This is a genomic window from Paraburkholderia sp. SIMBA_030, from assembly GCF_046535245.1.
GTDB lineage: Bacteria > Pseudomonadota > Gammaproteobacteria > Burkholderiales > Burkholderiaceae > Paraburkholderia.
The window spans coordinates 26,713-51,289 of sequence record NZ_JAWRXB010000013.1; the positions used below are offsets into that span (position 1 = coordinate 26,713).

Below are 24,577 nucleotides of genomic sequence, written 5' to 3' on the forward strand. Positions count from 1 at the left end.
AGGACGAACTTCATGAGCACATTTACTGTCCGCGCAACGTTCATGCGCGCGTTGCTCAGCGCGGCACTGCTAACGTCGACGGCCTGCACGCCGCTGCAAGTACTCACGCATACGGTCAGCCAGAACGAGACGCGGGTGCCGGTGGGCCACTACGAACTCGATCCGGACCATTGCAGCATTACCTTCGATGTCGATCACTTCAAATACTCGCGCTTCACGATGCGCTTCGATCACAAGCAGGCGCAACTCGACTGGAACGAAGGCGGTCTGGATAAAAGTACCGTAGCCGTGACGATCGACGCGGCGAGCATCGATACGAATGTACCGCTACTCGACAAGATGGTGAAAAGCGAGAGCATGCTCGACGTGTCGCGCTATCCGCAGTTGCGTTTTGTCAGCACGCGCTTTGAGCGCACTGGCGAATCACGCGGAACGTTGACTGGCGATCTGACGATTCGCGGCGTCACGCAACCGGTCACGCTGGAGGTGACCTTTAACGGCTTCGCACCCGATCCGCTCACGAAAAAAGACACGCTCGGCTTTTCTGCGGACGGTCATCTCAGCCGCGCGAAGTTCGGTCTGTCGACGTGGTATCCGGCCGTCGGCGACGATATCCATGTACGCATTCAGGCCGAGTTCGTTAAAACGCCCGCAGGCGCTTGAGCGCGCTGCGGGCGTTTCATTCGGAGTGCTGCGGTTTGTCGCGTTGTGGTTTCAGCTCACGCGGCGGTCCAGTCGAGAATCACCTTGCCGCTTTCGCCCGACAGCATCGTGGCGAACGCCTGTTGATAATCGTCGACCTTGAAATGGTGGGTGAGGATCGGCGACAGATCCAGGCCGCTTTGCAGCATTGCCACCATCTTGTACCAGGTTTCGAACATCTCGCGGCCATAAATGCCCTTGATTTCGAGGCCTTTGAAGATCACCTGGGTCCAGTCGATCGCGGTTTGCGCCGGCGGAATACCGAGCAGCGCGATCTTGCCGCCGTGGTTCATCGCTTCGAGCATGCTGGTGAAAGCGCTTGGCACGCCAGACATTTCCAGCCCTACGTCGAAGCCTTCGGTCATGTGCAAATCGGCCATCACGTCGCGCAGCGTTTCGCGCGATACGTTCACCGCACGCGTTGCGCCCATTTTGCGCGCGAGTTCGAGCCGGTAGTCGTTGACGTCGGTAATCACGACGTTGCGCGCGCCCACGTGCTTTGCAATCGCGACCGCCATGATGCCGATCGGCCCGGCGCCGGTAATCAACACGTCCTCGCCGACCAGGTTGAACGACAGCGCGGTATGCGTGGCGTTGCCGAACGGGTCGAAGATCGCGGCGAGATCGTCGGAAATCTCCGGCGGAATCTTGAACGCGTTGAAGGCGGGAATCACCAGATACTCGGCGAACGCGCCTTCCCGATTCACGCCTACACCCACGGTATTGCGGCATAGATGCCGGCGCCCCGCGCGACAGTTACGACAGAAACCGCAGGTGATATGCCCTTCGCCCGACACGCGATCGCCGATCGCGAAGCCGCGCACTTCCTGGCCCATTTCGACGATCTCGCCGACGTATTCGTGGCCGACGTGCATCGGTACCGGAATGGTTTTTTGCGCCCAGTCGTCCCATTTCCAGATGTGGATGTCGGTGCCGCAAATCGCCGTGCGCGTGATGCGGATCATCACGTCGTTGTGGCCGACTTCGGGTTTCTGGACGTCCGTGAGCGTGAGGCCCGGTGCGCGTTCGAGTTTTGCCAATGCTTTCATATGCGCCTTTGCTTCAGATAATGCCGAGTTGACGGCCGACGCGCGCGAATGCATCCACGGCGCAGTCGATCTGTTCGGACGTGTGCGCGGCGCTCATCTGCGTGCGGATGCGCGCGCGGCCTTTCGGTACCACCGGGAACGAGAAGCCGATCACGTAGACGCCTTCCTTCAACAACGCATCGGCCATGTTCGACGCGAGTTGCGCGTCGCCGAGCATGACCGGAATGATCGGGTGTTCGCCCGGCACGAGCGTGAAGCCGAGCGCGCTCATCGCGCGGCGAAAGTGCGCGCCGTTTTCACGCACGCGTGCGCGCAGTTGCGCGCCTTCGTCGCTCGCCATCAGTTCGAGTACTGTCAGCGATGCGGCGGCAATGCTCGGCGTCAGCGTGTTCGAGAACAAATAAGGACGCGAGCGTTGGCGCAGCAAATCGATCACCTCCTGGCGCGCGGCGACATAGCCGCCCGATGCGCCGCCCAGCGCTTTGCCGAGCGTGCCGGTCACGATGTCGACGCGCGACAGCACCCCGCAATGTTCCGGCGTGCCGCGCCCATGTTCGCCGACAAAGCCGACCGCGTGCGAGTCGTCGACCATCACCAGCGCGCCGTAACGGTCGGCGAGATCGCAGATGCCCGCGAGGTCGGCGATGATGCCGTCCATCGAGAACACGCCGTCCGTGGCGATCAGTTTGAAGCGCGCGCCAGCCGCGTCGGCTTCTTTCAGTTTTGCTTCGAGATCGGTGAGGTCGTTGTTCCTGTAGCGAAAGCGCTTCGCCTTGGACAGCCGCACGCCGTCGATGATGCTGGCGTGATTCAGCTCGTCGCTGATGATCGCGTCGGATTCGTCGAGCAGCGTTTCGAACAGGCCGCCGTTCGCATCGAAACAACTCGAGTAAAGGATGCAATCGTCTGTCTGCAGGAAGGCGGCGAGCGCTTTTTCGAGTTCCTTGTGCACGGTCTGCGTGCCGCAAATAAAGCGCACCGACGCCATGCCGAAACCGTCTTTGTCCAACCCTTGCTTGGCGGCCTCGATCAGGCGTTCGTCATTGGCGAGGCCCAGATAGTTGTTGGCGCAGAAATTCAGCACGTCGGCGCCATTCGCGAGACGGACGTCGGCCGACTGCGGGCTTGCGATCACGCGCTCGCTCTTGTAAAAACCGTCGGCGCGAATCTGCTCGAGGGTGCCGCGCAGGTGGGCGAGGTAAAGGTCACGCATGAAGCAGGCTCCTGAAAGGGTGCTGGCACCCGAGGCCAGCATGTTCTGGCATTTGCGGCCACGGGGCGGCCTGTTATAGTCAGCCGTCAGTTTTATCGGAAATTTTCGTTTTTTCGAACTAAAATCCGGTATATCGAACAACTCTAAACGATAGGTCCGTAAATGGCAAGTTCGGGGACCCGCCGCGCCGCAGTCAAGGCCGCACCCAGCGCGACACCCACTTCAGGCTCGACCTCGGTCCCGGCGATCGCGGCGCCGCCTCGCGTCGGCGAGCAGATTCAGCGCTTGCGCGCCGAACGGCGCATGACGCTCGACGACTTGTCGCGCGCGGCCGGCGTATCGAAATCCATGCTATCGGAAATCGAGCGCGACAAGGCGAATCCGACGATTGCGGTGGCCTGGCGTCTGACGAACGCGCTCGGCGTCAGTCTCGATTCACTGTTCGCGCCGCAAAAAGCGCCCGAGGCGATCGCCGTGTCCGGTCCGCATGAGATTCCCACCTTGAGCGGACACGACGCCAAGTATCAACTGCGCGTGTGGGGGCCGATCGAGTTGGCCGGCAAGTTCGAGTGGTACGAACTCACGTTGCAGACGGGTGGGGCGCTGGTATCGAACGCGCACGAACCCGGCACGCGCGAGCATCTGACCGTATTGCAAGGATCGATCGAAATCGAGGCGGCCGGTGCGACGAAACGGCTGAAGGCGGCGGACACGGCACGCTACGTCGCCGACGAGCCGCACGCGATTCGCAACGTCGGCAAAGGCGAGGCGAAAGCACTGCTAGTGGTGATCCACGGCTGAGCGCCGGGCGCACCATTGCTAGCCGTTGGCGGAATTGGCCGTTCGGCCGAGGTTGCACGTGACACTGTATATTTGTACAGTACAGGTATCGACTGGAGCCGATAATGAACGACCTGACGACCGACCATGCCGACCATGATCTGGCCGCGCTGCGCTTTCAAACCGCGGCGCGCGACCTCGAACACATCGTGCGCAATATCGCCGTGCGCTACATCGTGCAGCAAGTGCCGCTCACGTGGCGGTTGCTACACGCAATCGAAGCTGAAGCCTTGGCAGATCTCGGGTTTGCCAGCCGTCATGACGCGTTGATGCTGGGCTTGTTTCAACGGCCGTCCGACTTGCCTTACCCAGAAACGGACGAAGCGGTGGATTTCGGCACCTCGACCGCGTTGCCAGCGGTGTTCGCGTTTGCGGTGTCGGCCTATGAAGAGGCGTCACGGCGTGCCGCGCAAGCCGTTCCCGGTGGCCCGTCGCTCAAACGAGCACGGGCGTGGGGCGGTTGAGCTGAATTTTCGATAGTTGCAACCTACAATATGCGCAACTAACGGAAAGATAGTCTATGTCTCCTCCCCATCTGTCCGACCCGATCGAACGTCGAGCGCCGTCTACTGATCTCTTCGATCAGGAACGCGAAGACTGGCGCCGCGACCCGCAAATTGCCTTCGACGCGTGGCTTGCCAAGCAGCATTTCAGGCGTTCCTCCGCCGAGGTCTATCAAGCACAATGGGGATCGTTCCTCGATTGGCTAGCGCTTCGCCAGAAGAGTCTCGTTACAGTCGACGCGCAGACGATTGCCGAATTCATCGCCGGCCTGGCGATTAAAAAGACACAGCGCGTCCGATATCTGCGCCTGATCGAACGCGTGCTGGATCATGTTCGCGAGATCGAATCGGCTTCCACCAATCCAGCGCGCTTCATTGCTCAAGACGGTGAAGCCGCGTGGCGAAACGCGCGCGATAACGAGCCAACTGGTTTTCTCAGCCATCCTGAACGTGCCGCGCTGATCGCACAGCTGTTTTCGCCTTTGACGGCTTTGTCCGCGGCGCAACGCTGGAGAGAGCGGCGCGATCGCGCGTTGATTGCGGTATTTCTCGGCGGCGGATTGAAAACGGGCGAAGCGGCAGCGCTAACGGTTAGTTGCGCAAACGTGGGCTCCCCGTGGGTGACGATCGAGTCGGCCAATCCGATGCTGACACGCCGTACCCGGCTTGCGCCGTTCGCGGTAGCGATTCTCGATGCATGGCTTGCCGAGCGGCGGCTCTCCGAACTGGCTGGCAACCTTGTATTTCCCGCTTCGCCGTCGGGACGGCCGATGCATAAGGCGACCATGTTGCGAGCAGTCGACGCGCTAATCGACACCGCCGGAATTGCCGCGTCCAGAACATCACGCGCAAGTCCGCAAACATTGCGCAATACTTTCGCCGCGGATCTGTTCGAAAGCGGGGTCGAGGCAGAGCTGGTCGGACAATGGCTGGGATTTGTCCAGGCGGTATCCGCGAATCGTTTGTATCGAGCGTGGCAGAAATGGGCGGAACAGCAGGATTCGCCGGCCGTCGACGAACCGGACCCAGCCGCCCCGCCATTGCCAACACCAAGGCATGACGGGCGTTTGACGAGGAAAGCGGGGTCGGGCGAGTCCTGAAAATCCTCACTTTCGAGGTCCCGAATTTCCTCACCTTTGGCAATTTATCCGCTATTGCGACCGCGTCGAACCATCATGCCGACGCGGAAATCGATCCCTTCGACAAAAACCGGCTGACTGCCTCCAGGCGCGACTCGCCGGGTCCCGACGAGTGGTCGCATTCCGGACATTGCAATTCAAAGCGGTGATCCACCTGCGATAGCTCGGGCTCACCTTCTTCGCATTTCGGACATCGCAGCGGCAGCGTGACATGACCGTCGGCCGCGGTGCCGATCGCCGCCAGCTCGTCGTTCGTCAGCCGGCCGGTTTCGACCAGCGTGCACAGCAGCCTTGCAACCGCCGGATCGATACCTTGCTGACCGCGCAACTCGGCGACTTCCTTCGTCAAAACATCCAGTTCGTCGGACTGTTCGCGCAATTGCGCGTCCAGCCGGTCGCCGCGGGCCTTGGCCGAGGCAATTTGCTGAATGAAATCGAACTCCTTGCGACTCGCGTCGCGTACCCCTGACTGATAGGTGGTGGCCATGCTGCGCAAGGAATCCAGTTCGACCAACATCGGTTTGACGCGCCGCTCAGCCTCGGCGACCGCGTCTTTGATCTGTTGCGCATAGTGTTCCGTGCTCTGACGCAATTCGACATGCAAAGCGTCGATCCGGTCGCGAAGCGTGGCATTGGTCGACTGCTCAGTGTCCAGGCGCTGGCGAAGTGCTTCGTTTTCACGGTCGAGTCGCTGCACCGTTGCTTGTAAGCCTTCCTGATGGGCTGTGCCATGTGTGGTGGCGCTGGATAACTCGGTTTCGAGCGCGCGGACCCGCTCCCACGCGACTTCCGCTCGCAGTTCGCTGCGTTTGACTGCTTCTTCCGACGCGTCGCGGCGGATTTCCGCTTCTCGTGTGCGCTGGTCGGCGGCGGCGATCTGCGCGCGAATTTCCTCGCGCTCCCCGTCGAGCGTTGAACGGGCATGCACGACGGCTTCTTCGAAGAGTGCTCCCAATAGTTCACCGGCCCGGTCTTCCAGCGCTTTTGGAATCGCGCCGGCGCCGACTTTTACACGCGACACATTTCTGATGCGTTCCCAGAAACTGTCGATGTCCTTTGGAATGTCGCTCGCGCTGCCTGTTTGGGTCAGGTCGCGAACGGCGGCCATCGACGGACGGATTCCAAGATCAAAAAAAAGCCGCTTGCAGGCGTGGAGCGATAGCTCCTGGCGTCGCGCGCCGTTCGCTCGCATCGATTCAAGCTCATCACGTATGGCTTGACGCTCTTCGTCCAGATTCATTTACACCTCGATGTTGCTCGAATTGGATGAATCATAACAATCTACGTATTGTTTGCTACGTATTTATGTGTGCCGGTTAAGGTTTGATGAATTAGATGGTTTTATCGGGACAAGCAGACCAATGGATCGGAGCAGCGCCTCTTTTTCGTGAAACAAAATAAAGAGTATCCAATAAGTTCTTGTAAAGAAAGAAGTTTTGGCGGCTATTTACTGATCGCGCACTGTTTCACGAACGCTCGATGATGGCTAGGTGGTGGGAAGGTCTTGGCTGAGGGACACGCGGGGGAAATTCTAGAGAGTAATAAAAGTAAACACCCTTGAACCCATGTTAAAAACGTTAACGCCACCGCAGATCCTTACCTGGCAAGGCTTCCAGCCCGGTAAGGTGAAGCTTTGCGGGAGAGGTGGTGAGGTCTTGCGGGACTGTTGAGTGATGGGGTTCGGGGACGTCGGTGAGTGGCTCCGGGACAGAACGTGAGCGGGTTCAGGAGGCGCTGCAAAAATGAGGCTCAGCCAAAGGTGAGGTTTTGCGGGACCTGACGAGCGCAGATCGCCCGGCAGCGCTCGAAAGTGCGTTTAGAGCATGGCCCTGCTGGGGGTGAGCGCTTTCGGGACCGCTCTGGACCCTATTTTTGGGCCTTATTTGAGCCTCCCAAACCTCATTGGTGAGTCAACGCGGGACCGAACGCGAACCGCAGGTGAGATTTTACGGGAACAAGGTGCTGTTTTTGCCTTAAATCTAGGCACTCAGGCCGCTAAGGTGAGTGTTTGCGGGAGGTGTGCCGCGTTTTGGGCGAAATTCAGTTGATACCGTTATTGGAATTGACGCTGACCTTTTGACAAAGGTGAGCGAATTCGGGAGATGGGGGGCGGGTCGATCCGCGCGCCAATAATTGGCCTATTTTTTGCCAAAGGTGAGGCTTTTCGGGAGGATTTTTAGGTGCCGGCAATCGTTAAGGTGAGGAAATACGGGACCAAAATTGTCATCATCCGCCGGAAATGCCCTACCGGCGCTCTCGGAGGCAGTCTGGTTTAGCTGCTGCGGAGTTTGAGTGGTGAGCTTTTTCGGGACCTTTGGGACCGCGCTCAGGAGCTGCGGGATTCGTGGAAAAACTGCGAAAGGTGAGGAAATTCGGGAGTGGACGACTGCGTTGTCGACTGAGGTGCTTTGCTAACTACATGAATATATGGATTAATTTATCGTCGCGAGGCAAGGGTGAGGTTTTTCGGGAGGCGCTGATCATGCTATGCGCGAGCTCGAGTCGCGCTCAATGGTGAGGCTTTTCGGGAGTGTTTGTCGGCGGTTTTCCTGGCTACCAGGTCTGAAGGCCGCATCAACTCAAGCGCTGAATAGGCTGAAAGGTGAGCTTTTTCGGGGGAGTTTGTCGGGCGTTGACTCGCAAGCATCGGTAAGTTGAGACGCTTGCCTGGCATTTGGTCGCCCTTCGCTCGATGCAGGCATGCCGCGATATGTGCCGCCGAGGTCCTCGGCGCGACTGTCGGTCTATGCGGCGAGGGCATGTAGCCGTACGCTGCGTGTCTCCATTCGGGGCAGCGTGGGTGCGCCGGCTGTTTGGGTAGACGCCGGTTTGGGAGGCCGATCCGACGGCGCCAATGCGGCGTGGGACCTCGGATAAAGGCTTGCGGGCGTGGGGCGTATGCCGTCCAGTCCGCTTCGGGCGGTACGAGACAACGGGCTCCGGCCACTGGCGCCGCTCGTGGCGAAGCCGGGCGCACGCAGACTCCCGGGTCGACGTTGGATGAGTATCCAGTTCTCCCCTGCCCTGCCGCTCGAGAACGGAGCATAAAATTTTCGCTGCGCTGACCCGACGCGAGTTGGCCCACACGCAACGTGGGCGCAGCCAAAATTCACGAGATTTTTTTAAGGTGAGGAGATTCGGGATCGGACGCGTCCCGTTCGAGGCAGGTCCGAAATTGGTCTGGATTTCCGGACGCCGCGACCTGCAAGGATGCCCCGAACTTGGCGCGAAATGCTTGAGGTGAGGGTTTTCGGGAGTTGCTCGAGGTGAGTTGCGACTCGTAAGCTCACTTCACCAGGAACGGTGAGACGCTCGCTATAGACGTGCATCACCACAGCCGGTATGCTCTCGCCAAATCCCTCCTCGACCCGACGCATGGCCACGAAGCGCGCGAAGAAGACCGATGTTGTGAGCCCGAGTTCGGCCGAATTGCGAAAAGCCGTCGAGGCGATCGCCATCCAGCCCAAGAGCGGCAAAATCACACTCCTCACCCGTAAGCTGTTCAACGTGCTCCTCGCAGTCGCGCAGCAAGCGGACGAGTCCGGCGACACCTATCGGGCATTGCTCTCGGACATCGTCGCCAATTCCGCGTTCGATTCGAATGACACCGCGCTCGTGAAGGAACACTTGCGGCGCATGGTGTCGGTGCAGGTCGAATGGAGTACCGGTACGTCGAGTCAGAAGCCGGGCCGCAAATGGGGTATCTCCACGCTGATCGCTGACGCTGAAATTCTCGAAGACCCCACCACTCGCCGCGTGTGGGTCGAGTTCTCGTTTGCGCCGAAGATCAAGAAGAAGCTGCTCGATCCAGTTCAGTACGCACGCTTGAGTCTGCAGTTCCAGAGCCAGCTGCGCAGCAGCGCGGGCCTTGCGCTCTACGAAATCTGCGTGCGCTACCTGACGAACCCGAGTCATCTGACGATGCGCGAAACGTGGGAGTGGTGGCGCCCTATCCTCTCGGGCACGCCTGACACGGAAGCCGGCGACGAAGCGAAACGCGAATACAAGTATTTCAAGCGCGATTACCTGCGTCCAGCAATCGCCGAAGTGAACGCCGTCACTAACATCTTTGTCGAGTTGATCGAGCATCGGGAAGGGCGGCGGGTCGCCGAGATCCAGTTCCGCGTGACGGAGCGCAAGCAGCCGATGCTCGCGCTCGACGAACATCCGAACGTGTTCGACAGCACGCTGGTCGACCGCATGGTGAAGATCGGCATTCCGCTGAAAGAAGCGCAAACGCTGTACGCCGATAGCGAAGAAAATCGTATTCGCGCAGCTTTGCAAATGACTGAGCAACGCATGCGCAGCACGTCCTTGCCGCCCGTGCGCAGCGCGCCCGCGCTGTTCAAGGATGCGTTGAAGAAAGGCTATGCGCCGCCAGTTGAAGCGGTGCCGTCCATCGGCGGTAGCAAGGCGGCGGTCGTTGCGCCGGCAGACGATCTGAAAGCCCGTCTGCTTGGCGAGTATTCGGCGTATCGCCGCAAAGAGGCGCGCGAGCTTTACGACGAACAAGGTGAGTCCGAGCGGGAGATCGCGCGGCAGTCGTTTGAAGAAGACGAATTGCCGGGGCTCGGCACTCACATGCGGGACGACTGGCGTCGGCGCGGACTGGATTCGAAGATTGTCGAAACGGCGTTCTTCGATTGGCTGGCTCGTAAGACGTGGGGGGAGCCCACCGATGGCGATCTGCTCGCCTTCACGCTGAGCCAATCGCGCGCGGCGTAATTCCTGTTGCAGGACGGCGGCCACACTTCAACGCCGCCGTAACCTGCTCTTCTCTTATTTCAACATCTGTTCGATCTGACGAAGAATGTCGTCGCGCTTTTCGCGTGAGAGACCCTTCAGGCGGAGTTCGATTCGATCGTCGCCATACGATTTCAGATCGCCGACCGAAACACCGCCGAGCTTGATTTCCAGACGCTGCGCATAGCGCTGCCGGCCTGCCGGTTTCGTGCTTTCCTGTGCGCTTGCCCTGCCCTTCACGATGTCGGCGACTTGCCGCGTGCTCAGATCATCCGAGAGGATTTTGTTGATCAAACGCAGCGTCGCGTCGGCGCCGCGGGCGGTGTGATACCGACCTACCTGATAGGCCATGTTCGAGCCGAACCGGTCAGGTCTCGCGACCATCTCATGCATCACCACTTCGGGCAGCTTCGCAATCGACAAGGCGACGGCAACGGTCGACTCGTCTAGTCCAAGGTGTTCGGCAAGTTCCTTCTGACTCTGGAAATGCCGATCCTCCAGAAAGCGTTTCCACACGACGGCGTTATCGAATACCGTCTGCGAATCGCGCTGGACGTTGAGGTCGTAGCCGAGCTTATAGCTTTGGATGCCGATCGGCAGGTCGATAACAATCGCCTTCACCGATTCCTTGTTCGCTTCTTTCAGCGCTCGAACACGCCGGCCGCCGTCGCTGACGAAGTACGTGCCGGGATTGTCGTAATCCGGAATGACGTGAATGGCCTGTTGCTGTCCCTGCTTGGCCAGATTGACGGCAAGCTCGGCAATCGACGACTTCAGATAGAAGTGCCGGGGATTGAATGGACTCGGCTTGATCGTTTTGAGCGCGAGATCGATGACCTGGCCCGGCCGGTAGCCATGCTCGATGCGCCACGCGCGATAGGCCGACGACTCATTGGCGGTGTCAGCCGATTCGGCGTCCGCGACGACTTGCGGCATCACAGGCTGGTTCACGCGGCTCGGCGTGGGGCCGTTCTTAACCAAACCGTCGATGGCATTCAGGCGATCGAGAGCGGTTCGCTTTTCGCTGCTGGTCGTGTCAGGACGTGCTTGAAAGCCTTTGGCGAATTGGGAGGGTTTCATTCAGGGTCCTTTATGCGCATAAATTCACGGAAGCAGGGCGGCGATTTCGTTGGCGCACGCCCGTATTTCGATGCCGGCGAGCTTGGCGCCGCGATCGTTCATCTGAAGCACTGTTTGCCCTAATGCCATCGCCTGCTTGTACGCTTCGCGGGTTGGGATTTGGGTTTTGAGTAGCGGGAATCCGAGTTCCTCTAATGCGCGCTTCAGTTCACGCGTCAGCATCCGCTTCTCTTCGGTCTTATTGAGCAGAAAGACTGCGCGCAGGTCTTCGTTCATGACCTGGGCCTGCTGGACAAGTTTGACCAGACCGACGCTTGACCAATAGTCAGCGGGCGACGATGAGGTCGGGATAACGGCGACGCTCGCTGCGAGCAACACAACGCCAGACACTTTCTCGGTGATGGAGGGCGGGCAGTCGACCACGATGATGTCGTAGTCTGCGACGAACTTCTTGATCTCGCGATGGATTTGGCTGCCGGCTTCGGAGAGGTTGACGACTGGAAACGGGATGCCGGATTCGCCGTCGGATGAGGCACTGGCCCAATGGATCAGTGTGTTTTGACCATCTGCGTCCACGACGAGGACGCGTTTGCCTTTCTCATGGAACGCAGCGCCGAGGTGCATCGCGATAGTGCTCTTCCCGACCCCGCCTTTCTGCTGAGTTACCGCGATGATTTCTGCTGCCAATCTTCACCTCCTCTTTTTAGACGCAGATGGATTTTACCTGGATGAATTCGTATTTCAATCGATTTTGTGTAAACACGCGAAGAAATAGCCATTCGGGATAGGTTTATGCGCATAAACGATGGAGGGCGCTGCGCGGAGACTGTGAGGCGGCATTGGACGAGATGAGCGGCGCGCCATTTCGGAATATTCCAGGCGTATTCGTTCTTAAGTCGGCTTGTCACAGCCGTGGACTCGGATGCTCGTGCTGTTTTGGATTGGCGCTTTAATCGGTTAACGGGCGGATCTTTATGCGCATAAACGTGCTTCCCGAAACCGCTTACGTGCGAGGCTGCGCAGCGGTGTCTTGGCGCGCCAGATCGATACATTGTCTCGGCGGCAACCGCATTCGACGATTTGGTGATAGGCGCAACGAGGCCGCTCCACTCGTGCTTACCGAGCAGGCCCGTTTCAACGGCCTGCAAAATGCCGACCTGTACGGCCGGGTGCGTGCCAATCGAGAGGCTCACGTGACAGGTCCGCGCTTTATGCGCATAAAGTAAAGCGATACGCTTCTCGCTGCAGCGCGGGTGGGCGGTCCTACATCGCCTCTCGTCCACACTCTTATGCACCTTCACTCGCTTTTACTTCGCCACCGGGCGCGAAGAGCAGGCACCTGCCCCTGTCCCGTCCCATGCTCCCGTTGAGCAAGACGATGCGGATCTATCGCTGTCGCAAAGACCGTTCTCACTGGAAGCCTCATACCCGCCAGACCCAGAGAGCGCTTCCCACCAGCGATCAATCGCGCACAACCCCATCGACAAACCGGGATCCCATCAAAGACCACCGCGCCGCTCACAGCCTCTAAAATTCACCACGAAAAAACACCCAGAAACCGCGACCACAAAAACCACCATGATCACCATCTATCACAACCCGCGCTGTTCAAAATCGCGTGCTGCCTGTGAGCTGATCGCAAGCACCTACAACAGCACAAACGAACCGGCAGAAATCGTCGAATACCTGAAGCAGCCGCTAACAATTGCGCAACTGAAGCAACTCAACGCGCAGCTAGGTTGCACGGTCCGCGGGATGATCCGGGACACAGAAGCTGGGTACAAGGAACTTCAGCTTTCCGATCTCACCCTGACCAACGATCAGTTATACGAAGCATTGGCCAGCCATCCGATTCTTTTGCAACGCCCGATCGTCGTGCGAAACGGGGCGGGCCGTAATCGGCCGCCCGCCAGAAAATGTCGAAGCGCTGTTTGCTGACCGTCGAAACGAAATGATCTAGGCCTTCGCGGCCAGCACCGCGTCCTTCGTAACGATCTTCGTCGGGATGATGCGCAGATCGTTGAACGTGTCGGCGATACGCTGCTGCTCGGCGAGCACGTTCGCATCGATTGGTTTGTAGATGTGCGCGTAGTGCCGCAATCCGGCCTCGATCACGCCCGCATCGAGGCCCTGAATCGGCGCAAGCTGCGCGGCTGCTTCGCTGTAATGGCCGCGCACCCAGGCGCCTTCTTTTCCGGCTTCGTCCATCACGATAGCGAGCACATCGCCGTTTTGCTGCGCGAACGGCCGTGCGCTCAGAAAGAACTGATGGTGATTCACGATACCTTCGCCGTCGGTGAGCAGGCGTGCGTTGGATTGCCGTTTCGCCGCTTCGAGGAACGGATCCCAGATGGCCCATGCGTCGATCGCGCCGCGCTCGAAGGCCGCGCGCGCATCGGCGGGCGCCAGATAGACCGGCTGGATTTGGTTGTATTTCAAGCCGGCCTTCTCCAACGCCGCGACCAGGAACCAGTGGACGTCCGAACCCTTGTTGAAGGCGATTTTCTTGCCCTTCAGGTCAGCGAGCGTTTTGATCGGTGCGTCCTGATGCACGAGCAGGCCCTCCGCGTGCGGAGTGGGGATTTCGTAGGCGGTGTAGACGAAGTCCGCGCCAGCCGCTTGCGCGAATACCGGCGGCGCCTCGCCGACATAGCCGAAGTCGATGGCGCCGACGTTCAAGCCTTCGAGCAACTGCGGCCCGGCGGGAAACTCCGTCCATTTGACCGTGATGCCGAGCGGCGCGAGCCGCTTTTCGAGCGTGCCGTGCGCCTTGAGCAGCACCAGCGTGTTGGCCGCTTTCTGGTAGCCGATGCGAAATTCCTTCGTACGCGCATCGGCGGCGAAGGCAGAGATGGAGACGATGGGCAGGGCCGTGGCGGCCAGCGAGGCGCCCACGCCGGCGATAAATGTGCGGCGCGTAAGCGGCGGATGACGGGACATAGCAGTGCTCGTTAAAAAGACGGACGCAAAACGGACCGATTGCCACCGACGATAAGCCGTCTGCAAACCTGGACGAACCGATAAATTCGCATAAGCAAATCACGCCGGAGGCGGCAGCCGTCATGGCGCACTACCGCTCCGGCCGTCCACCTGCTTCACCGTGCGACGTCGGCTTCGCGTTGACGCTCGTGACGTGGGACGGTGTTGACCTGGCAGCGGCCCAGGCATTGGTGCGATTGCCGGCGCGCGCGAGCGGGCGTGGTGGCAGGAATTGACGCGCTGCTGTCAATTCCGCATCGAGCTTGCCGCTTACACTGCATCGCATCCGGCAAGCGCGCGCGGTTTACGCGGCATACGCGCTCGCTTTCCCCTGTCGATGCGGAGCCAGAACCATGCTTGAACTGAGACCATCCTGCGAAGGATGTGGCAAATCACTGCCGCCGAACGCGCCCGACGCGATGATCTGCACCTACGAATGCACCTTCTGCGAAGTGTGCGCGCTCAGCACGCTGCGCAATGTGTGCCCGAACTGCGGCGGCAATTTCCAGCATCGGCCGATCCGTACGCGGGCGCAGCTCGCCAGGCATCCGGCTCGCACTGAACCGCATCCCGTCGGCATCGACGAAGCGTCGCACGCGAGCTTTTTCGCCCACTACCGCAACACGCCGCCAGGCGAGCGCTAAGCAAGGCGCCTGGTTGACGCGCTTCTAGCAGACTCTGCGTCACACATCAATCATCGGCTCCGGCCGCGCCCGGCGCTTCAATCCCGCTTGCCGCATGCGCGGCCACCCGCAGCAGACGGATCTGTTTGCGGTAGTTGCGGCAGCCGCTGCAAGTCGGCAGATGCAGCCGGATCGCGACCCATTCGCGGGTCGTCAATCGACGGTCGAGCGCATCGGACAGCAGGCGCGTGATGTATTTACACTTCCCCATTCGCATCCTCTCTGGATAGGCCCTTTTCGCTCAGGCAAGTGCGCAAGCGCAGCCGCGCCCGGTAGATCAGCACGCTGCAATGATTGGCGGTCATCTGCAATTCCGCGCAGATGGCATCGGTATCGAGATCGAGGAATTCACGCATCATGAACACGCGCCCGATGTGTTCGGGCAGATGTTCGAGACACATCTCGAACAAGGTCCAGAACTGCTGCTGACGCAGCGCGGTTTCGGGCGTCGGCCACGGCTGCGGTTTGGTCTCGCGCGACCAGTGGCCGTTGTCCTTGAACAGTTCCCGGTCGAGTAGCGCCTCGCCGTCGAGTTCGGATTCGAGCGCCGACAGGTTCACCGTGCGCTGCCGGGCGCGCAAGGTGTCGACGAGCTTGTGCCGCAGGATGCCGAACACCCACGTCTTGTGTTCCGACTGCGCGGCGAACCGGTCCGCTTGCGTCCACGCGGCTGCCAACGCTTCCTGGACGGCGTCTTCGGCGGCTGCGGCATCGCGCAGTTGCAAACGGGCGAAGCGCAACAGGTCGCGCCGCAACTGCGTCAGATAGACGGGATCGTCGAGCGCGGGTCCGCTTATCTGAGCCATGACGCGCTCCGTCGGCGCGCCAACGGCTGCCGCACGTCTTCTATTGAATCGTTGTTGTTCATGAGCGGGTGACTTTCCTCGCGCTGTTTTTGGACTCGTGCGCCATTCTCCCGCACGTTCCTGCGCAAGCGAATCGGTATTGAACATGTGCCCGCCGGAAAGCAATAACCCGATGACGTTGGTCGCGCCGGAAAGGCTTTTATGACAGTGAAATACATTGTTGCGTAAATTGAAAGCAGACTCGGGTTCAACCCGGGTCCTGAAGCCTATGCGCCACGACTGAAGCCAAGGCGGACGCACATCCATCCATCGTCACACAGCACATCAATTATTTCATTATTTGAAAAAATATCTTCTCGACTTCGATGTTTTTATGTGAACGCTGAATCGCTATTCTTCACTCCATCGATCGCACCAGATCGCGAACCAAACGCTGAAGAGGAGTAGCACCATGAAACGCATTCTTTCCGCCCTGATCGCTTCCGTTGCCCTGTTTGCCGCTGCTTCGGGCGTGGCCCAAGCTGCCTCGCCGGCACAATGCAACGGTCCGGCATCGTACTGCAACGTGTTCTTCGGTAACTGATCGCCTGGTGGGCATGGCCGGACGAAATTCCGGCTCACAGCTTGCCGACGAAACGGACTCACGAAGTAAAAAGAAGGGCGCCGATAACGGCGCCCTTCTTGCATTCACGGCCAACACACTTGCGGCGAATGCCGCCAAGGCAGAACGTCCATTTGCCTCAAATCTTCATACACCGGAAGCAGGCTTGATTGACAAGGCAAAAGTACTACTTATCCACAAGGTTATTCAGTGAAACTGTGGATAACTTTGCGTGCTGCCGGGTTATCCACCAGCAGCCACTGCCATCGTTTGCTCCCGTTTTCCCGATCGCTAGCGTTTTTGTCGCCGTGGCCGTCATCCCGTTCGGCTTTTGCCTATGATTGACAGTCCGGACCTTTTTGCGCGTCAAGCGCCTCACACCCAAGGAACGAGACATGGCCCATCACATCGCAGTCGTCGTCGGCAGCCTGCGCCGCGAGTCTTTCAACCGTCAGTTGGCCCACGCCGTGATTTCGCTCGCGCCCGCCGACTTTACCTTCGAATTTATCGACATCGGTTCGTTGCCGCTCTACAGCCAGGAATACGATGCCGATTTTCCCGAGGTCGCGAAACAGTTGAAGCAGCGCATCGAAGCTGCCGATGGCCTGCTGTTCGTCACTCCCGAATACAACCGCTCCATGCCCGGTGTGCTGAAGAACGCAATCGACTGGGGCTCGCGTCCGTGGGGCACCAATTCATGGGCCAACAAGCCAGGCGCGGTGATCGGCACGTCGCTCGGCGCGACCGGCACGGCGCTGGCGCAACAGCATCTGCGTAATGTGCTGGCGTATCTCGATGTCGCCACGCTCGGCCAGCCCGAAGTGTTCATCAAGCACGACGCGGCGGTCATCAACGAGAAAGGCGAGATCCTGAACGACGGCGCGCGCAAGTTCCTGCAGACATTCGTCGAGCGCTACGTCGCGTGGGTCAAGTTGCATACCGCCGCCTGATGGCGTTGCTGCAAAAGCGATCGGGTAAATGAAAAGCGCCGGCGTTGCCGTCACCTCGCGGCACGCCGGCGCTACCGCTCCCGTTTGTCTATACGTGGTGATGCCCCGTCACGCGTTCCCAGCCGTGACGCACGGCGAGCTTGAAGCGCTCCCACGTGCTCTCCGGTGAGGTGGATTCCCAGTGGCGCCGGGCTTCCGGCTCGACGTCGTCCCACGGGCGGTCGCGATAACGCGCGTCGCGGCCGATCGCCGCGCCGTAACGATAAGCCGGTACGTAATCTTCGTAACGCGAATCGTCGGTCGCGTACTCCTCGTCGTAGTGACTGCGGAAATCCTCTTCGTATTCCAGATATTCGTTCGGGATCTGCTCGCCCGTGCCGGCGGTCGGCTGGTGCGCTTCAGGGTCGGGCTCCGACGGCTGCATGATCGCGCCCGAACCCGGCATGCCTCCGGCGGCAATCGCGCTGCGTCCCGCATCGCCGACCAGCGGATCGGTCATGGGCTCGTTGACCGGATCGGTGACCGGCCGCTCGGCCCGCGGTGGCGGCGTAAAAGTTTTGGTCGCGCCGGCATCGGTGCCCACGGGCGGCGGCGAATACTGCGGATCGGCCTGCGTCGCGGGCCGGGTGGTCGCGCCCGGCGTGGTGACGCTCGATGTGCGAGGCGTGCCCGCTGTCATCGCGCCGATGCCCAGTTCGTCGAGTATGGAATGGTCGCGGCTCGGCGGCGTGTCCCAGTCGGGCGAGCGCTCGCCGACGTCGGTAGCGCCCAGTCTCCTCAAGGTATTGCGAGCGAGTTCCGCATGCGATTCGCTCGCCGCGTCCACGCACACCAGCACGGCGCCGCGGCGCACGGCCTCGGCATAGCGGGCCGCTTCGAACGCACGCGGGCCGCTGGCAAACAGGCTGGACAGAAAGCGTTCGATGTTGGCCAGCACACCCGCGCTGGCGGCTTCATCGGTTGCCGAGCCGACGGAGGGTTCCGGGTTTGCCTGCAACTCGATCGTTTCGCGTGCAAAACCGGTCTGCACAAGCGTGTCGCGGGCGGTTTCCGCTTGTGAATAGGTGTCGAATAAACCAATCACGGTGTGTCGCATTGCAGCCTCCCGACGTCTTGAGCGGAGTGGCCAGCGCGCGAACGCGCAGCTCTCCTTCCCCAACCGTGCCGCAACCTTCATGCCGGAAATGTCCCATATCCGTGCGCGCCCGTTCGGAAGGCAAAAAGCGTGGTGTGTCGCCCGTTGCAGCCGCGGCGTTTTTACAATTGCCGGTAAATCACGGTGATTTCTGAAGAGCGTTAATCAGCCGGGTGAGCCGCCGGGTGCGTACCCGACTGCGCCAGATCGCGCTGGATCGTTTGCAGCAGCTTGTCGAGCAACGCGATATCGAAGGGTTTGGACAGCACGCGCACGTCCACATGCCGTGCGCGGTCGAGTTCTTCCGCGTAGCCGGTGACCAGAATGACCGGCAGCCTGGTATCGAACGCCTGCACCGCTTCAGCCAGATCGATGCCGTTCATCGTGCCGGGCATGTGGATGTCGGACAGCACCAGATCGAACGGCAGCGACTCGCCGGTGCGGGCCTGCTTCGCGTGAGCGTCGTCGAACAGGCGCAGCGCGGTGTCGGCATTGAAGACCCAGGTGACCTGGTGACCCATCATCTGCAGCAAGGCCTCGGTGCCGGCGGCGACTTCGTCGTTATCCTCGACCAGCAGAATGCGCAGACCGTGCGCGCCGGTTTCTTCGACGCCCGGTTCGGCCGGCCGCTCAGCCTCAGGCGCCGCCGCGGCGCGCGGCAGATAGAGACGCACCGACGTGCCCGCGCCGATCGCGCTGTCGATCGCCGCGAGGCCCCCCGAGCGCTCGCAGAAGGCAAACACCTGCGGCAGTCCGAGACCCGTGCCCATGCCTTTCTGCTTGGTCGTGAAAAGCGGCTCGAAGGCACGCGCGAGCACTTCAGGCGGCATGCCGCCGCCGGTGTCTTCGAGCGACAGTTGCACGAAGTCGCCGGTGAGCGGAAAGCCGTCCTCGTGACGGAAATTGATATTGGTGGCGCGCACGGTGAAGCGGCCGCCGTTGGGCATCGCATCGCGCGCGTTCACGGCGATGTTGATCAGCGCCAGTTCGAGTTCGGCCACGTCGATGCGCATCGGCCAGACTTCGACGCCGATATCCATCACCAGCGAAATCTTTGCGCCGAGCGACGCGCGCAGCAATTCGCGGCACGCCGGCAGCCAGCGTTCGAGGGCAAGCGTCTCGTTTCTCAACGGCTGCTTGCGCGCGACGCCAAGCAGTTGCCGCGTGAGCGACTGGCCGCTCTTGAGCGCCCGCTCGATGGCCGACATCTCACGGTCGAGCCCCGGCGTGCCACGCCGCCGCGCGATCTGCACGTTGGCCGACACGATCATAAGCAGATTGTTGAAGTCGTGCGCGACGCTGCCGACCAGATTGCCGAGCGCCTCCATCTTGCGCGACTGACGATACGCGGACTCGATCGAGCGGCGCATCGACGCCTCGGCCTGCCAGCGCTCCCACGCCTCCTCTTCGGCGCCGAGGCGCCGCAACGACAGCCAGATCACGCCCCACAGCACGACCGACGGCGTAAACATCGACAGGATCAGCATGCTGAGATGCCGGTACCAGCCGGCCCAGATCGCCGAAGCGCGATAGCCGCACGACACGTACACCGGATACGCGCCGACGCGCCGGTACGCGAGGATCAGCGTGTCGCCGTCGATGTCCGAACGCATTTTCACGACGCCCGCCCGCCGTACTTGCGCCAGCGCCTGGGCGAGCGGCGACTGCGGCGACACCGTCACCGGCTCGCGCGGACTGCGCGGATAGTGCGCGAGGATCGCGCCGTCGGTGCGGATCAGGCTCATGGTCATCGGCGTGCTGTCGCTGCCGCCCAACAGTTCACGGTAGAACGCGCTGAAATAGCTGGGCCGCAGCGCGACCGACACGACCCCGGCGAACGCGCCGTCGGCGGTGCGCCGCTCAACGCCCATGTTGAACACCTGTTCGCCGGCAACGTGCCCCGTCATCACCTTCGACACGTGCTCGATGTCCTTGCCGTCGCGAATCCCGGTGAAATCTTCGCGCCCGGCAATCGACATCGGCGGCGCCGGATAGAAACGGCTGCTGGCGAGCAAGTCGCCGTCGCGGCCGAAGATCGACACGGCGGCCACCTGCGGATAACCGCCGCCCATCGTGCGCAGCTTGTCGTGAATGGCGGATTCGCCGGCGCGAATGCCGTTGTCGTCGAGTCCTTGCGTGAGATCGACAATGCGCGAATCGAGCGTCTCGTTCATGTCGAACACTTTCAGCGCGTGTTCTTCGGCGACCCGCACCGTGCGGAGCGTCATGTCGGTGGCGTCGGCCTCGCGCGCGCGCAGATCGTTGAACGCCATCGTCGCCACGTACACGCATGGCAGGACGATCGCTGCGATCAGCAGCGCGATCAGCGTCATGCGCCGGACGTGGAAATTCTGTTCCGGCACGGCTGGGAACAACGCCTTGTCCTGCCCGTTAGCGGAAAGGCGGTTCGCTTGAGGCGGGTCGGACCGGTCAGGTGTCATTTTCGATTAGCGCTACGGTCGTGCAAGACGAAAAAACGGCAAGCCGGCATCATCATAAGAGAAGCATAGACTCGTGGCGACGCGAGTCGTTGCTGCGGCAAATGGCTGTACAGATTTGTCTGCCTTCTGAATCAGCGACGAATCGGCAAGCGCAAACGTACACAAAAGTATAAAGGTAAAAGAAAGCCGCCAAGGCCCACGGGAATATTTTAAAAAATAGCATTAATTGGGGAAATCTGATTAGTGTAGGCCAAATTGGCGTGTTGCCTTTCCGCCCAATTACTTCGAAAATCGACACCACGATAAATAATGCGTCCGCCACGTTCGGACACATCGGCCGCGAGGGCCACCAGACAACGCGCACAACGCGTGATGGACGGCGTTCGTGGAATCACGCGCGCGGCAAGAGGACCAGCCCGATCCCCGAAGCCGCGCAGATTCATCTACGGGGTAGGCTTCGAACATGCCGGTCATCGCCGTCGTCCACCGTGCGCGCACGCATTCATGCGTGCCCGGCGGTTTCACCACAAGCGCCTCGCGGCGCGCGCTCCCCGGCCGTTCGCAACCTGCATTCCCGCAAGCATCAGTTCTATCAGTCCTTCTTGCCGCCGGTCGACAGACCCCGCGCTAAAGAAATCGCCGCTACCCGCCGTTAACGCGCAAGAGCCAATTTCGTTTTTCCGACCTGCCCATGTCTTTGCCTATTGTGATCGCCGATGATTCGTTGCTTGCCCGAAAGGTGCTCACCAAGGCATTGCCGTCGGACTGGGATGTCGACGTGACCTACGCAACGAACGGGCGCGAGGCGCTTGCTCTGTATCGCGAAGGCAAAGCGTCGGTGATGTTCCTCGACCTGACGATGCCGGACATGACCGGCTATCAGGTGCTGGAAGCGTTGCAGCATGAGGATCTGAACACCTTCGTGATCGTCGTCTCCGCCGATGTTCAGCCGGTGGCCCAGGCGCGCGTGCGCGCGCTCGGCGCCGCGGCGTTCATCGCCAAGCCCGTCACGCCCGAGGCGGTACTACCCATCCTCAAGGAGTACGGGTTGTATGTCTGAGCCAGTCCTCAACGAAGATCGGCGCGACGCGCTGCAGGAGGTCGCCAATCTGGCGATGGGCCAAGCCGCGACGCGCCTCGCACGGCTGCTCGACGCGTTCATCGAATTGTCGGTGCCGCGCGTGAAGATGGTGGCGGTGAGCGAAGCCGCGCAGGCGCTGCGCGAGATGACCGGGATCGAAGACACGGTCAGCGCGGTGCGCCAGGGCTTTCGCTCCGATATCAAGGGCGAGGCGCTGGTGATCTGCCGCAGCGACAACCTCGAGCAACTGTGTTCGCTCGTGAACGACCCGTACGCGCGCTCCACCTACGAGACGGTCAGCCAGAACGAACTCGTGTTCGATGTCGCGAACGTGCTGACGGGCGCGTGCGTGTCGTGCATTCTCGACCAGCTCGGCCGCACACCGGTTTTCTCGGCGCCCGGTCTGCTCGGCGAAGCCATGACGCTCGACGACGTGTTCCAGCCCGGCGTGCTGCAATGGGAAGTCGCGTTGCTGGTCGAAGTGAATTTCGCCCTCGAAGACCAGAGCTTCCGCGCGCATCTCGTGATGCTGATGGCCGAAGAATCGATCCGCCACATGAACGAGGCGCTCGACGCCCTCCTGTCCAGCCTATGAACGTTTCCGCTGATTCGTTGAGCGATCTGGTTGTCGAACGTGTCGGCTTCGGTATTTTCGTGCTCGAACGCGAGATGAACGTGCTGATGTGGAATCGGTTCATGCAGGATCACAGCGGTTTGTCGGCGGAACAGGTGGTCGGCAAATCGATCTTCACGCATTTTCCCGAACTGCCGCGCGTGTGGCTGTCGCGCAAGATCGAAAGCGTGTTCCAGCTTGGCAGTTTCGCGTTCAGTTCATGGGAACAGCGCCCGTACCTGTTCAAGTTCGATCACGACCGGCCGATTACCGGCGGCGTCGATTTCATGCAGCAGGATTGCACCTTCATGCCGCTTACGCGTGATCGCGAGGTGGTGGCCGTATGCGTGACCATCTCGGATGTCACGCACGTCAGCATCGTGCAACGCGAGCGCGAGGAGGCGGTCGCCAAGCTGCAGGAATATGCGGACCGCGACGGTCTGACGGGGATCGCCAATCGCCGTTACTTCGAAGCGCGCCTGCGCGACGAATACACGCGCTGGCAGCGTTACGGCGGCGACATGTCCGTGCTGCTGTTCGATCTCGATCACTTCAAGAAAATCAACGACCAGTTCGGTCACGGCGTCGGCGATACGGTGTTGCGCGTGATGGCGCAGCGGGTCGCCGAGGTGGTGCGGGCGCAGGACACCTTTGGGCGTTTCGGCGGCGAGGAGTTCGCCTTGCTGCTGCCGTGTACGCCGCTTGAAGACGCGATGCGGGTGGCGGAAAAGATTCGCCAGACGATTGGCGACACGCCGGTCGAAGTGCAGGGCACGAGCGTGCCGGTGACGGCGAGTGTCGGCGGCGCGGCGGCGCGCGTGGGCGTGCCGGCGTACGACGTGCTGATCAACGAAGCCGACGCGGCGCTTTACAGCGCGAAGCGGCAGGGACGCAACCGGTCGGTTGCATTTATCTGACGCCAACGCCGACGGTTTTTGCCTGCGCCGCGCGCCATCGGATGCGAGGCCACCGGCGAGTGCGGGTCCGCTTCAGACCCCTTATTCGTCCCCAGAACTGCGGCATCTCACAAAGGTTGTTATACTTTTCGCCGTTTCCGGCATCCCGGCCGGGTGTTTCGCGCGTGTCCGCGCGCGCGGGCCGCTTGCCCTGCGGGTAAGCATGAATTCTTGAACGCCTTTCAGCGGGCGCCTCCAGCGGAGATCGTCTTGGCTGCTTCCAATCTTGTCGTGGACGATACAGAAATCGACGCCGCTGCCGCCACGTCCGGCAGCTCGTTCTATCTCGCGATGCGCATCCTGCCGGCCGCGCAGCGCGACGCGATGTATCGGGTCTACGCCTTTTGCCGCGCCGTCGACGATATCGCCGACAGCGATCTGCCGCGCGCCGAGCGCGCTGCCGCGCTCGAGCGCTGGCGGGCCGACATCGACGCGTGCTACGCCGGTGCGCCCCGCGCATCATTGCGTGCGTTGACGCGGCACATTCATACGTTCCACCTGCAACGCGAAGATTTTCACGCGATGATCGACGGCATGGCGATGGACGCCGCCGCCGACATCTGCGCGCCCGATGAAGCCATGCTCGACCTGTACTGCGACCGTGTCGCGAGCGCGGCCGGCCGTCTATCGGTGAGGATATTCGGGATGCAGGACGAGCCCGGCCGCCTGCTGTCGCACCACTTGGGCCGCGCGCTGCAACTGACCAACATCCTGCGCGATATCGACGAAGACGCCGGCATCAACCGCTGCTATCTGCCGCACGAATTGCTGGCGCGCGAAGGCATCGCCGTGACGAGTCCGGCGCAGATCGCCGACGATCCGTCGCTGCCGCGCGTGTGCGCGACGCTCGCCGAGCGCGCCAGGAAGCATTTCGCCGCCTCCGACGCGATCATGGACCGCGAGCCGCGCAATCACGTTCGCGCGCCGCGCATCATGTCGGGCGTCTATCGCGTGCTGCTCGAACGCACGCTCGATCGCGGCTTCGACATTCCGCGTACGAAGGTCAGCAAGCCGCGCCTGCGCCTGCTGTGGATCGTCGCGCGATACGCGCTCTTCTGAGCTG

At 61.0% G+C, this 24,577-nt stretch carries 24 protein-coding genes and 1 pseudogene; 14 read left to right on the plus strand and 11 right to left on the minus strand.

Translation table 11 applies throughout. From position 1 onward, the window contains the following. Positions 1-12: 12 nt before the first annotated feature. Complete coding sequence (locus SB772_RS22315) at positions 13-663, plus strand: YceI family protein (RefSeq protein WP_410835380.1); 651 nt, start codon at positions 13-15, stop codon at positions 661-663. Positions 664-719: 56 nt separating this feature from the next. Here the strand turns inward: SB772_RS22315 and tdh are convergent, their stop codons facing one another. Both tdh and SB772_RS22325 read right to left on the minus strand, forming a co-directional pair. After that, complete coding sequence (tdh, locus tag SB772_RS22320; protein WP_410835381.1) at positions 720-1,751, minus strand: L-threonine 3-dehydrogenase; 1,032 nt, start codon at positions 1,749-1,751, stop codon at positions 720-722. A gap of 13 nt (positions 1,752-1,764) precedes the next feature. After that, complete coding sequence (locus SB772_RS22325; protein ID WP_410835382.1) at positions 1,765-2,964, minus strand: glycine C-acetyltransferase; 1,200 nt, start codon at positions 2,962-2,964, stop codon at positions 1,765-1,767. 162 nt (positions 2,965-3,126) lie between these two features. Between SB772_RS22325 and SB772_RS22330 the strand changes: the two genes are divergently transcribed. The 3 genes from SB772_RS22330 (at position 3,127) to SB772_RS22340 (ending at position 5,407) form a co-directional block, all read left to right on the plus strand. After that, positions 3,127-3,765: a helix-turn-helix domain-containing protein gene (locus tag SB772_RS22330; RefSeq protein WP_410835383.1), complete on the plus strand. Its 639-nt coding sequence runs from the start codon at positions 3,127-3,129 to the stop codon at positions 3,763-3,765. 104 nt (positions 3,766-3,869) lie between these two features. Then, positions 3,870-4,268 carry a DUF2471 family protein gene (locus tag SB772_RS22335; protein ID WP_410835384.1) on the plus strand — a complete coding sequence of 133 codons (399 nt, stop codon included), beginning with the start codon at positions 3,870-3,872 and terminating at the stop codon, positions 4,266-4,268. A gap of 56 nt (positions 4,269-4,324) precedes the next feature. Beyond that, complete coding sequence (locus SB772_RS22340) at positions 4,325-5,407, plus strand: tyrosine-type recombinase/integrase (protein ID WP_410835385.1); 1,083 nt, start codon at positions 4,325-4,327, stop codon at positions 5,405-5,407. Positions 5,408-5,480: 73 nt separating this feature from the next. Here the strand turns inward: SB772_RS22340 and SB772_RS22345 are convergent, their stop codons facing one another. After that, positions 5,481-6,686 (minus strand): DNA-binding protein, encoded by a 1,206-nt coding sequence (locus SB772_RS22345; protein WP_410835386.1) that lies wholly within the window; start codon positions 6,684-6,686, stop codon positions 5,481-5,483. Positions 6,687-8,821: 2,135 nt separating this feature from the next. On the opposite strand from SB772_RS22345, the gene SB772_RS22350 reads away from it, so the two are divergent. Continuing rightward, entirely contained in the window at positions 8,822-10,171 is a 1,350-nt protein-coding gene (locus SB772_RS22350) for a replication initiation protein (protein WP_410835387.1), read from the plus strand. 54 nt (positions 10,172-10,225) lie between these two features. On the opposite strand, the gene SB772_RS22355 is transcribed toward SB772_RS22350, so the two are convergent. From SB772_RS22355 to SB772_RS22365, 3 genes are read right to left on the minus strand one after another with little or no spacing between them, the layout of a single operon-like run. Then, complete coding sequence (locus SB772_RS22355) at positions 10,226-11,269, minus strand: ParB/RepB/Spo0J family partition protein (protein WP_410835388.1); 1,044 nt, start codon at positions 11,267-11,269, stop codon at positions 10,226-10,228. Between the two features lie 24 nt (positions 11,270-11,293). Continuing rightward, positions 11,294-11,956 carry a ParA family partition ATPase gene (gene parA, locus SB772_RS22360; RefSeq protein ID WP_341317288.1) on the minus strand — a complete coding sequence of 221 codons (663 nt, stop codon included), beginning with the start codon at positions 11,954-11,956 and terminating at the stop codon, positions 11,294-11,296. Further along, complete coding sequence (locus SB772_RS22365) at positions 11,932-12,462, minus strand: hypothetical protein (protein WP_410835389.1); 531 nt, start codon at positions 12,460-12,462, stop codon at positions 11,932-11,934. The genes parA and SB772_RS22365 overlap by 25 nt, the downstream gene beginning before the upstream one ends. A gap of 385 nt (positions 12,463-12,847) precedes the next feature. Between SB772_RS22365 and arsC the strand changes: the two are divergent. Continuing rightward, a pseudogene (gene arsC, locus SB772_RS22370) lies at positions 12,848-13,229 on the plus strand (arsenate reductase (glutaredoxin)). Here arsC and SB772_RS22375 read toward each other — a convergent pair. After that, entirely contained in the window at positions 13,226-14,209 is a 984-nt protein-coding gene (locus tag SB772_RS22375; RefSeq protein ID WP_410835390.1) for a sulfonate ABC transporter substrate-binding protein, read from the minus strand. The pseudogene arsC and the gene SB772_RS22375 overlap by 4 nt on opposite strands. Positions 14,210-14,601: 392 nt before the next feature. Between SB772_RS22375 and SB772_RS22380 the strand changes: the two genes are divergently transcribed. Next, positions 14,602-14,892, plus strand: coding sequence for a DUF1272 domain-containing protein (locus SB772_RS22380; RefSeq protein ID WP_410835391.1), 291 nt, complete (start codon positions 14,602-14,604; stop codon positions 14,890-14,892). Between the two features lie 46 nt (positions 14,893-14,938). Here the strand turns inward: SB772_RS22380 and SB772_RS22385 are convergent, their stop codons facing one another. Both SB772_RS22385 and SB772_RS22390 read right to left on the minus strand, forming a co-directional pair. After that, positions 14,939-15,142 carry a zf-HC2 domain-containing protein gene (locus tag SB772_RS22385; RefSeq protein ID WP_410835392.1) on the minus strand — a complete coding sequence of 68 codons (204 nt, stop codon included), beginning with the start codon at positions 15,140-15,142 and terminating at the stop codon, positions 14,939-14,941. Then, the gene (locus SB772_RS22390) at positions 15,129-15,737 is read right to left on the minus strand and encodes an RNA polymerase factor sigma-70 (RefSeq protein ID WP_410835393.1); all 609 of its coding nucleotides are present in this window, start codon (positions 15,735-15,737) and stop codon (positions 15,129-15,131) included. Before SB772_RS22390 ends, SB772_RS22385 begins: the two co-directional genes overlap by 14 nt. 451 nt (positions 15,738-16,188) lie before the next feature. Here SB772_RS22390 and SB772_RS22395 point away from each other — a divergent pair, with 451 nt between their 5' ends. From SB772_RS22395 to SB772_RS22405, 3 genes are all read left to right on the plus strand, one after another. Further along, positions 16,189-16,320 (plus strand): hypothetical protein, encoded by a 132-nt coding sequence (locus SB772_RS22395; RefSeq protein ID WP_279635189.1) that lies wholly within the window; start codon positions 16,189-16,191, stop codon positions 16,318-16,320. A gap of 7 nt (positions 16,321-16,327) precedes the next feature. Further along, positions 16,328-16,552: a hypothetical protein gene (locus SB772_RS22400; RefSeq protein WP_410835394.1), complete on the plus strand. Its 225-nt coding sequence runs from the start codon at positions 16,328-16,330 to the stop codon at positions 16,550-16,552. Between the two features lie 181 nt (positions 16,553-16,733). Then, a complete protein-coding gene (locus tag SB772_RS22405) occupies positions 16,734-17,288 on the plus strand; it encodes an NADPH-dependent FMN reductase (RefSeq protein WP_410835395.1) in 555 nt (184 codons plus the stop codon). A gap of 88 nt (positions 17,289-17,376) precedes the next feature. Here SB772_RS22405 and SB772_RS22410 read toward each other — a convergent pair whose 3' ends face one another. Together SB772_RS22410 and SB772_RS22415 are read right to left on the minus strand one after the other, a co-directional pair. Then, positions 17,377-18,384: a hypothetical protein gene (locus SB772_RS22410; RefSeq protein ID WP_410835396.1), complete on the minus strand. Its 1,008-nt coding sequence runs from the start codon at positions 18,382-18,384 to the stop codon at positions 17,377-17,379. 200 nt (positions 18,385-18,584) lie between these two features. Beyond that, positions 18,585-20,864, minus strand: a complete 2,280-nt coding sequence (locus tag SB772_RS22415; RefSeq protein ID WP_410835397.1) for an ATP-binding protein — start codon at positions 20,862-20,864, stop codon at positions 18,585-18,587. Positions 20,865-21,555: 691 nt separating this feature from the next. Between SB772_RS22415 and SB772_RS22420 the strand changes: the two genes are divergently transcribed. The 4 genes from SB772_RS22420 (at position 21,556) to hpnD (ending at position 24,573) form a co-directional block, all read left to right on the plus strand. Then, the gene (locus tag SB772_RS22420; protein ID WP_410835398.1) at positions 21,556-21,924 is read left to right on the plus strand and encodes a response regulator; all 369 of its coding nucleotides are present in this window, start codon (positions 21,556-21,558) and stop codon (positions 21,922-21,924) included. Next, positions 21,917-22,540, plus strand: coding sequence for a chemotaxis protein CheC (locus tag SB772_RS22425; RefSeq protein WP_410835399.1), 624 nt, complete (start codon positions 21,917-21,919; stop codon positions 22,538-22,540). The genes SB772_RS22420 and SB772_RS22425 overlap by 8 nt, the downstream gene beginning before the upstream one ends. Then, positions 22,537-23,475, plus strand: a complete 939-nt coding sequence (locus tag SB772_RS22430; protein ID WP_410835400.1) for a diguanylate cyclase — start codon at positions 22,537-22,539, stop codon at positions 23,473-23,475. The genes SB772_RS22425 and SB772_RS22430 overlap by 4 nt, the downstream gene beginning before the upstream one ends. A 249-nt stretch (positions 23,476-23,724) precedes the next feature. Further along, positions 23,725-24,573 (plus strand): presqualene diphosphate synthase HpnD, encoded by an 849-nt coding sequence (hpnD, locus tag SB772_RS22435; RefSeq protein ID WP_410835401.1) that lies wholly within the window; start codon positions 23,725-23,727, stop codon positions 24,571-24,573. Positions 24,574-24,577 lie beyond the last annotated feature (4 nt).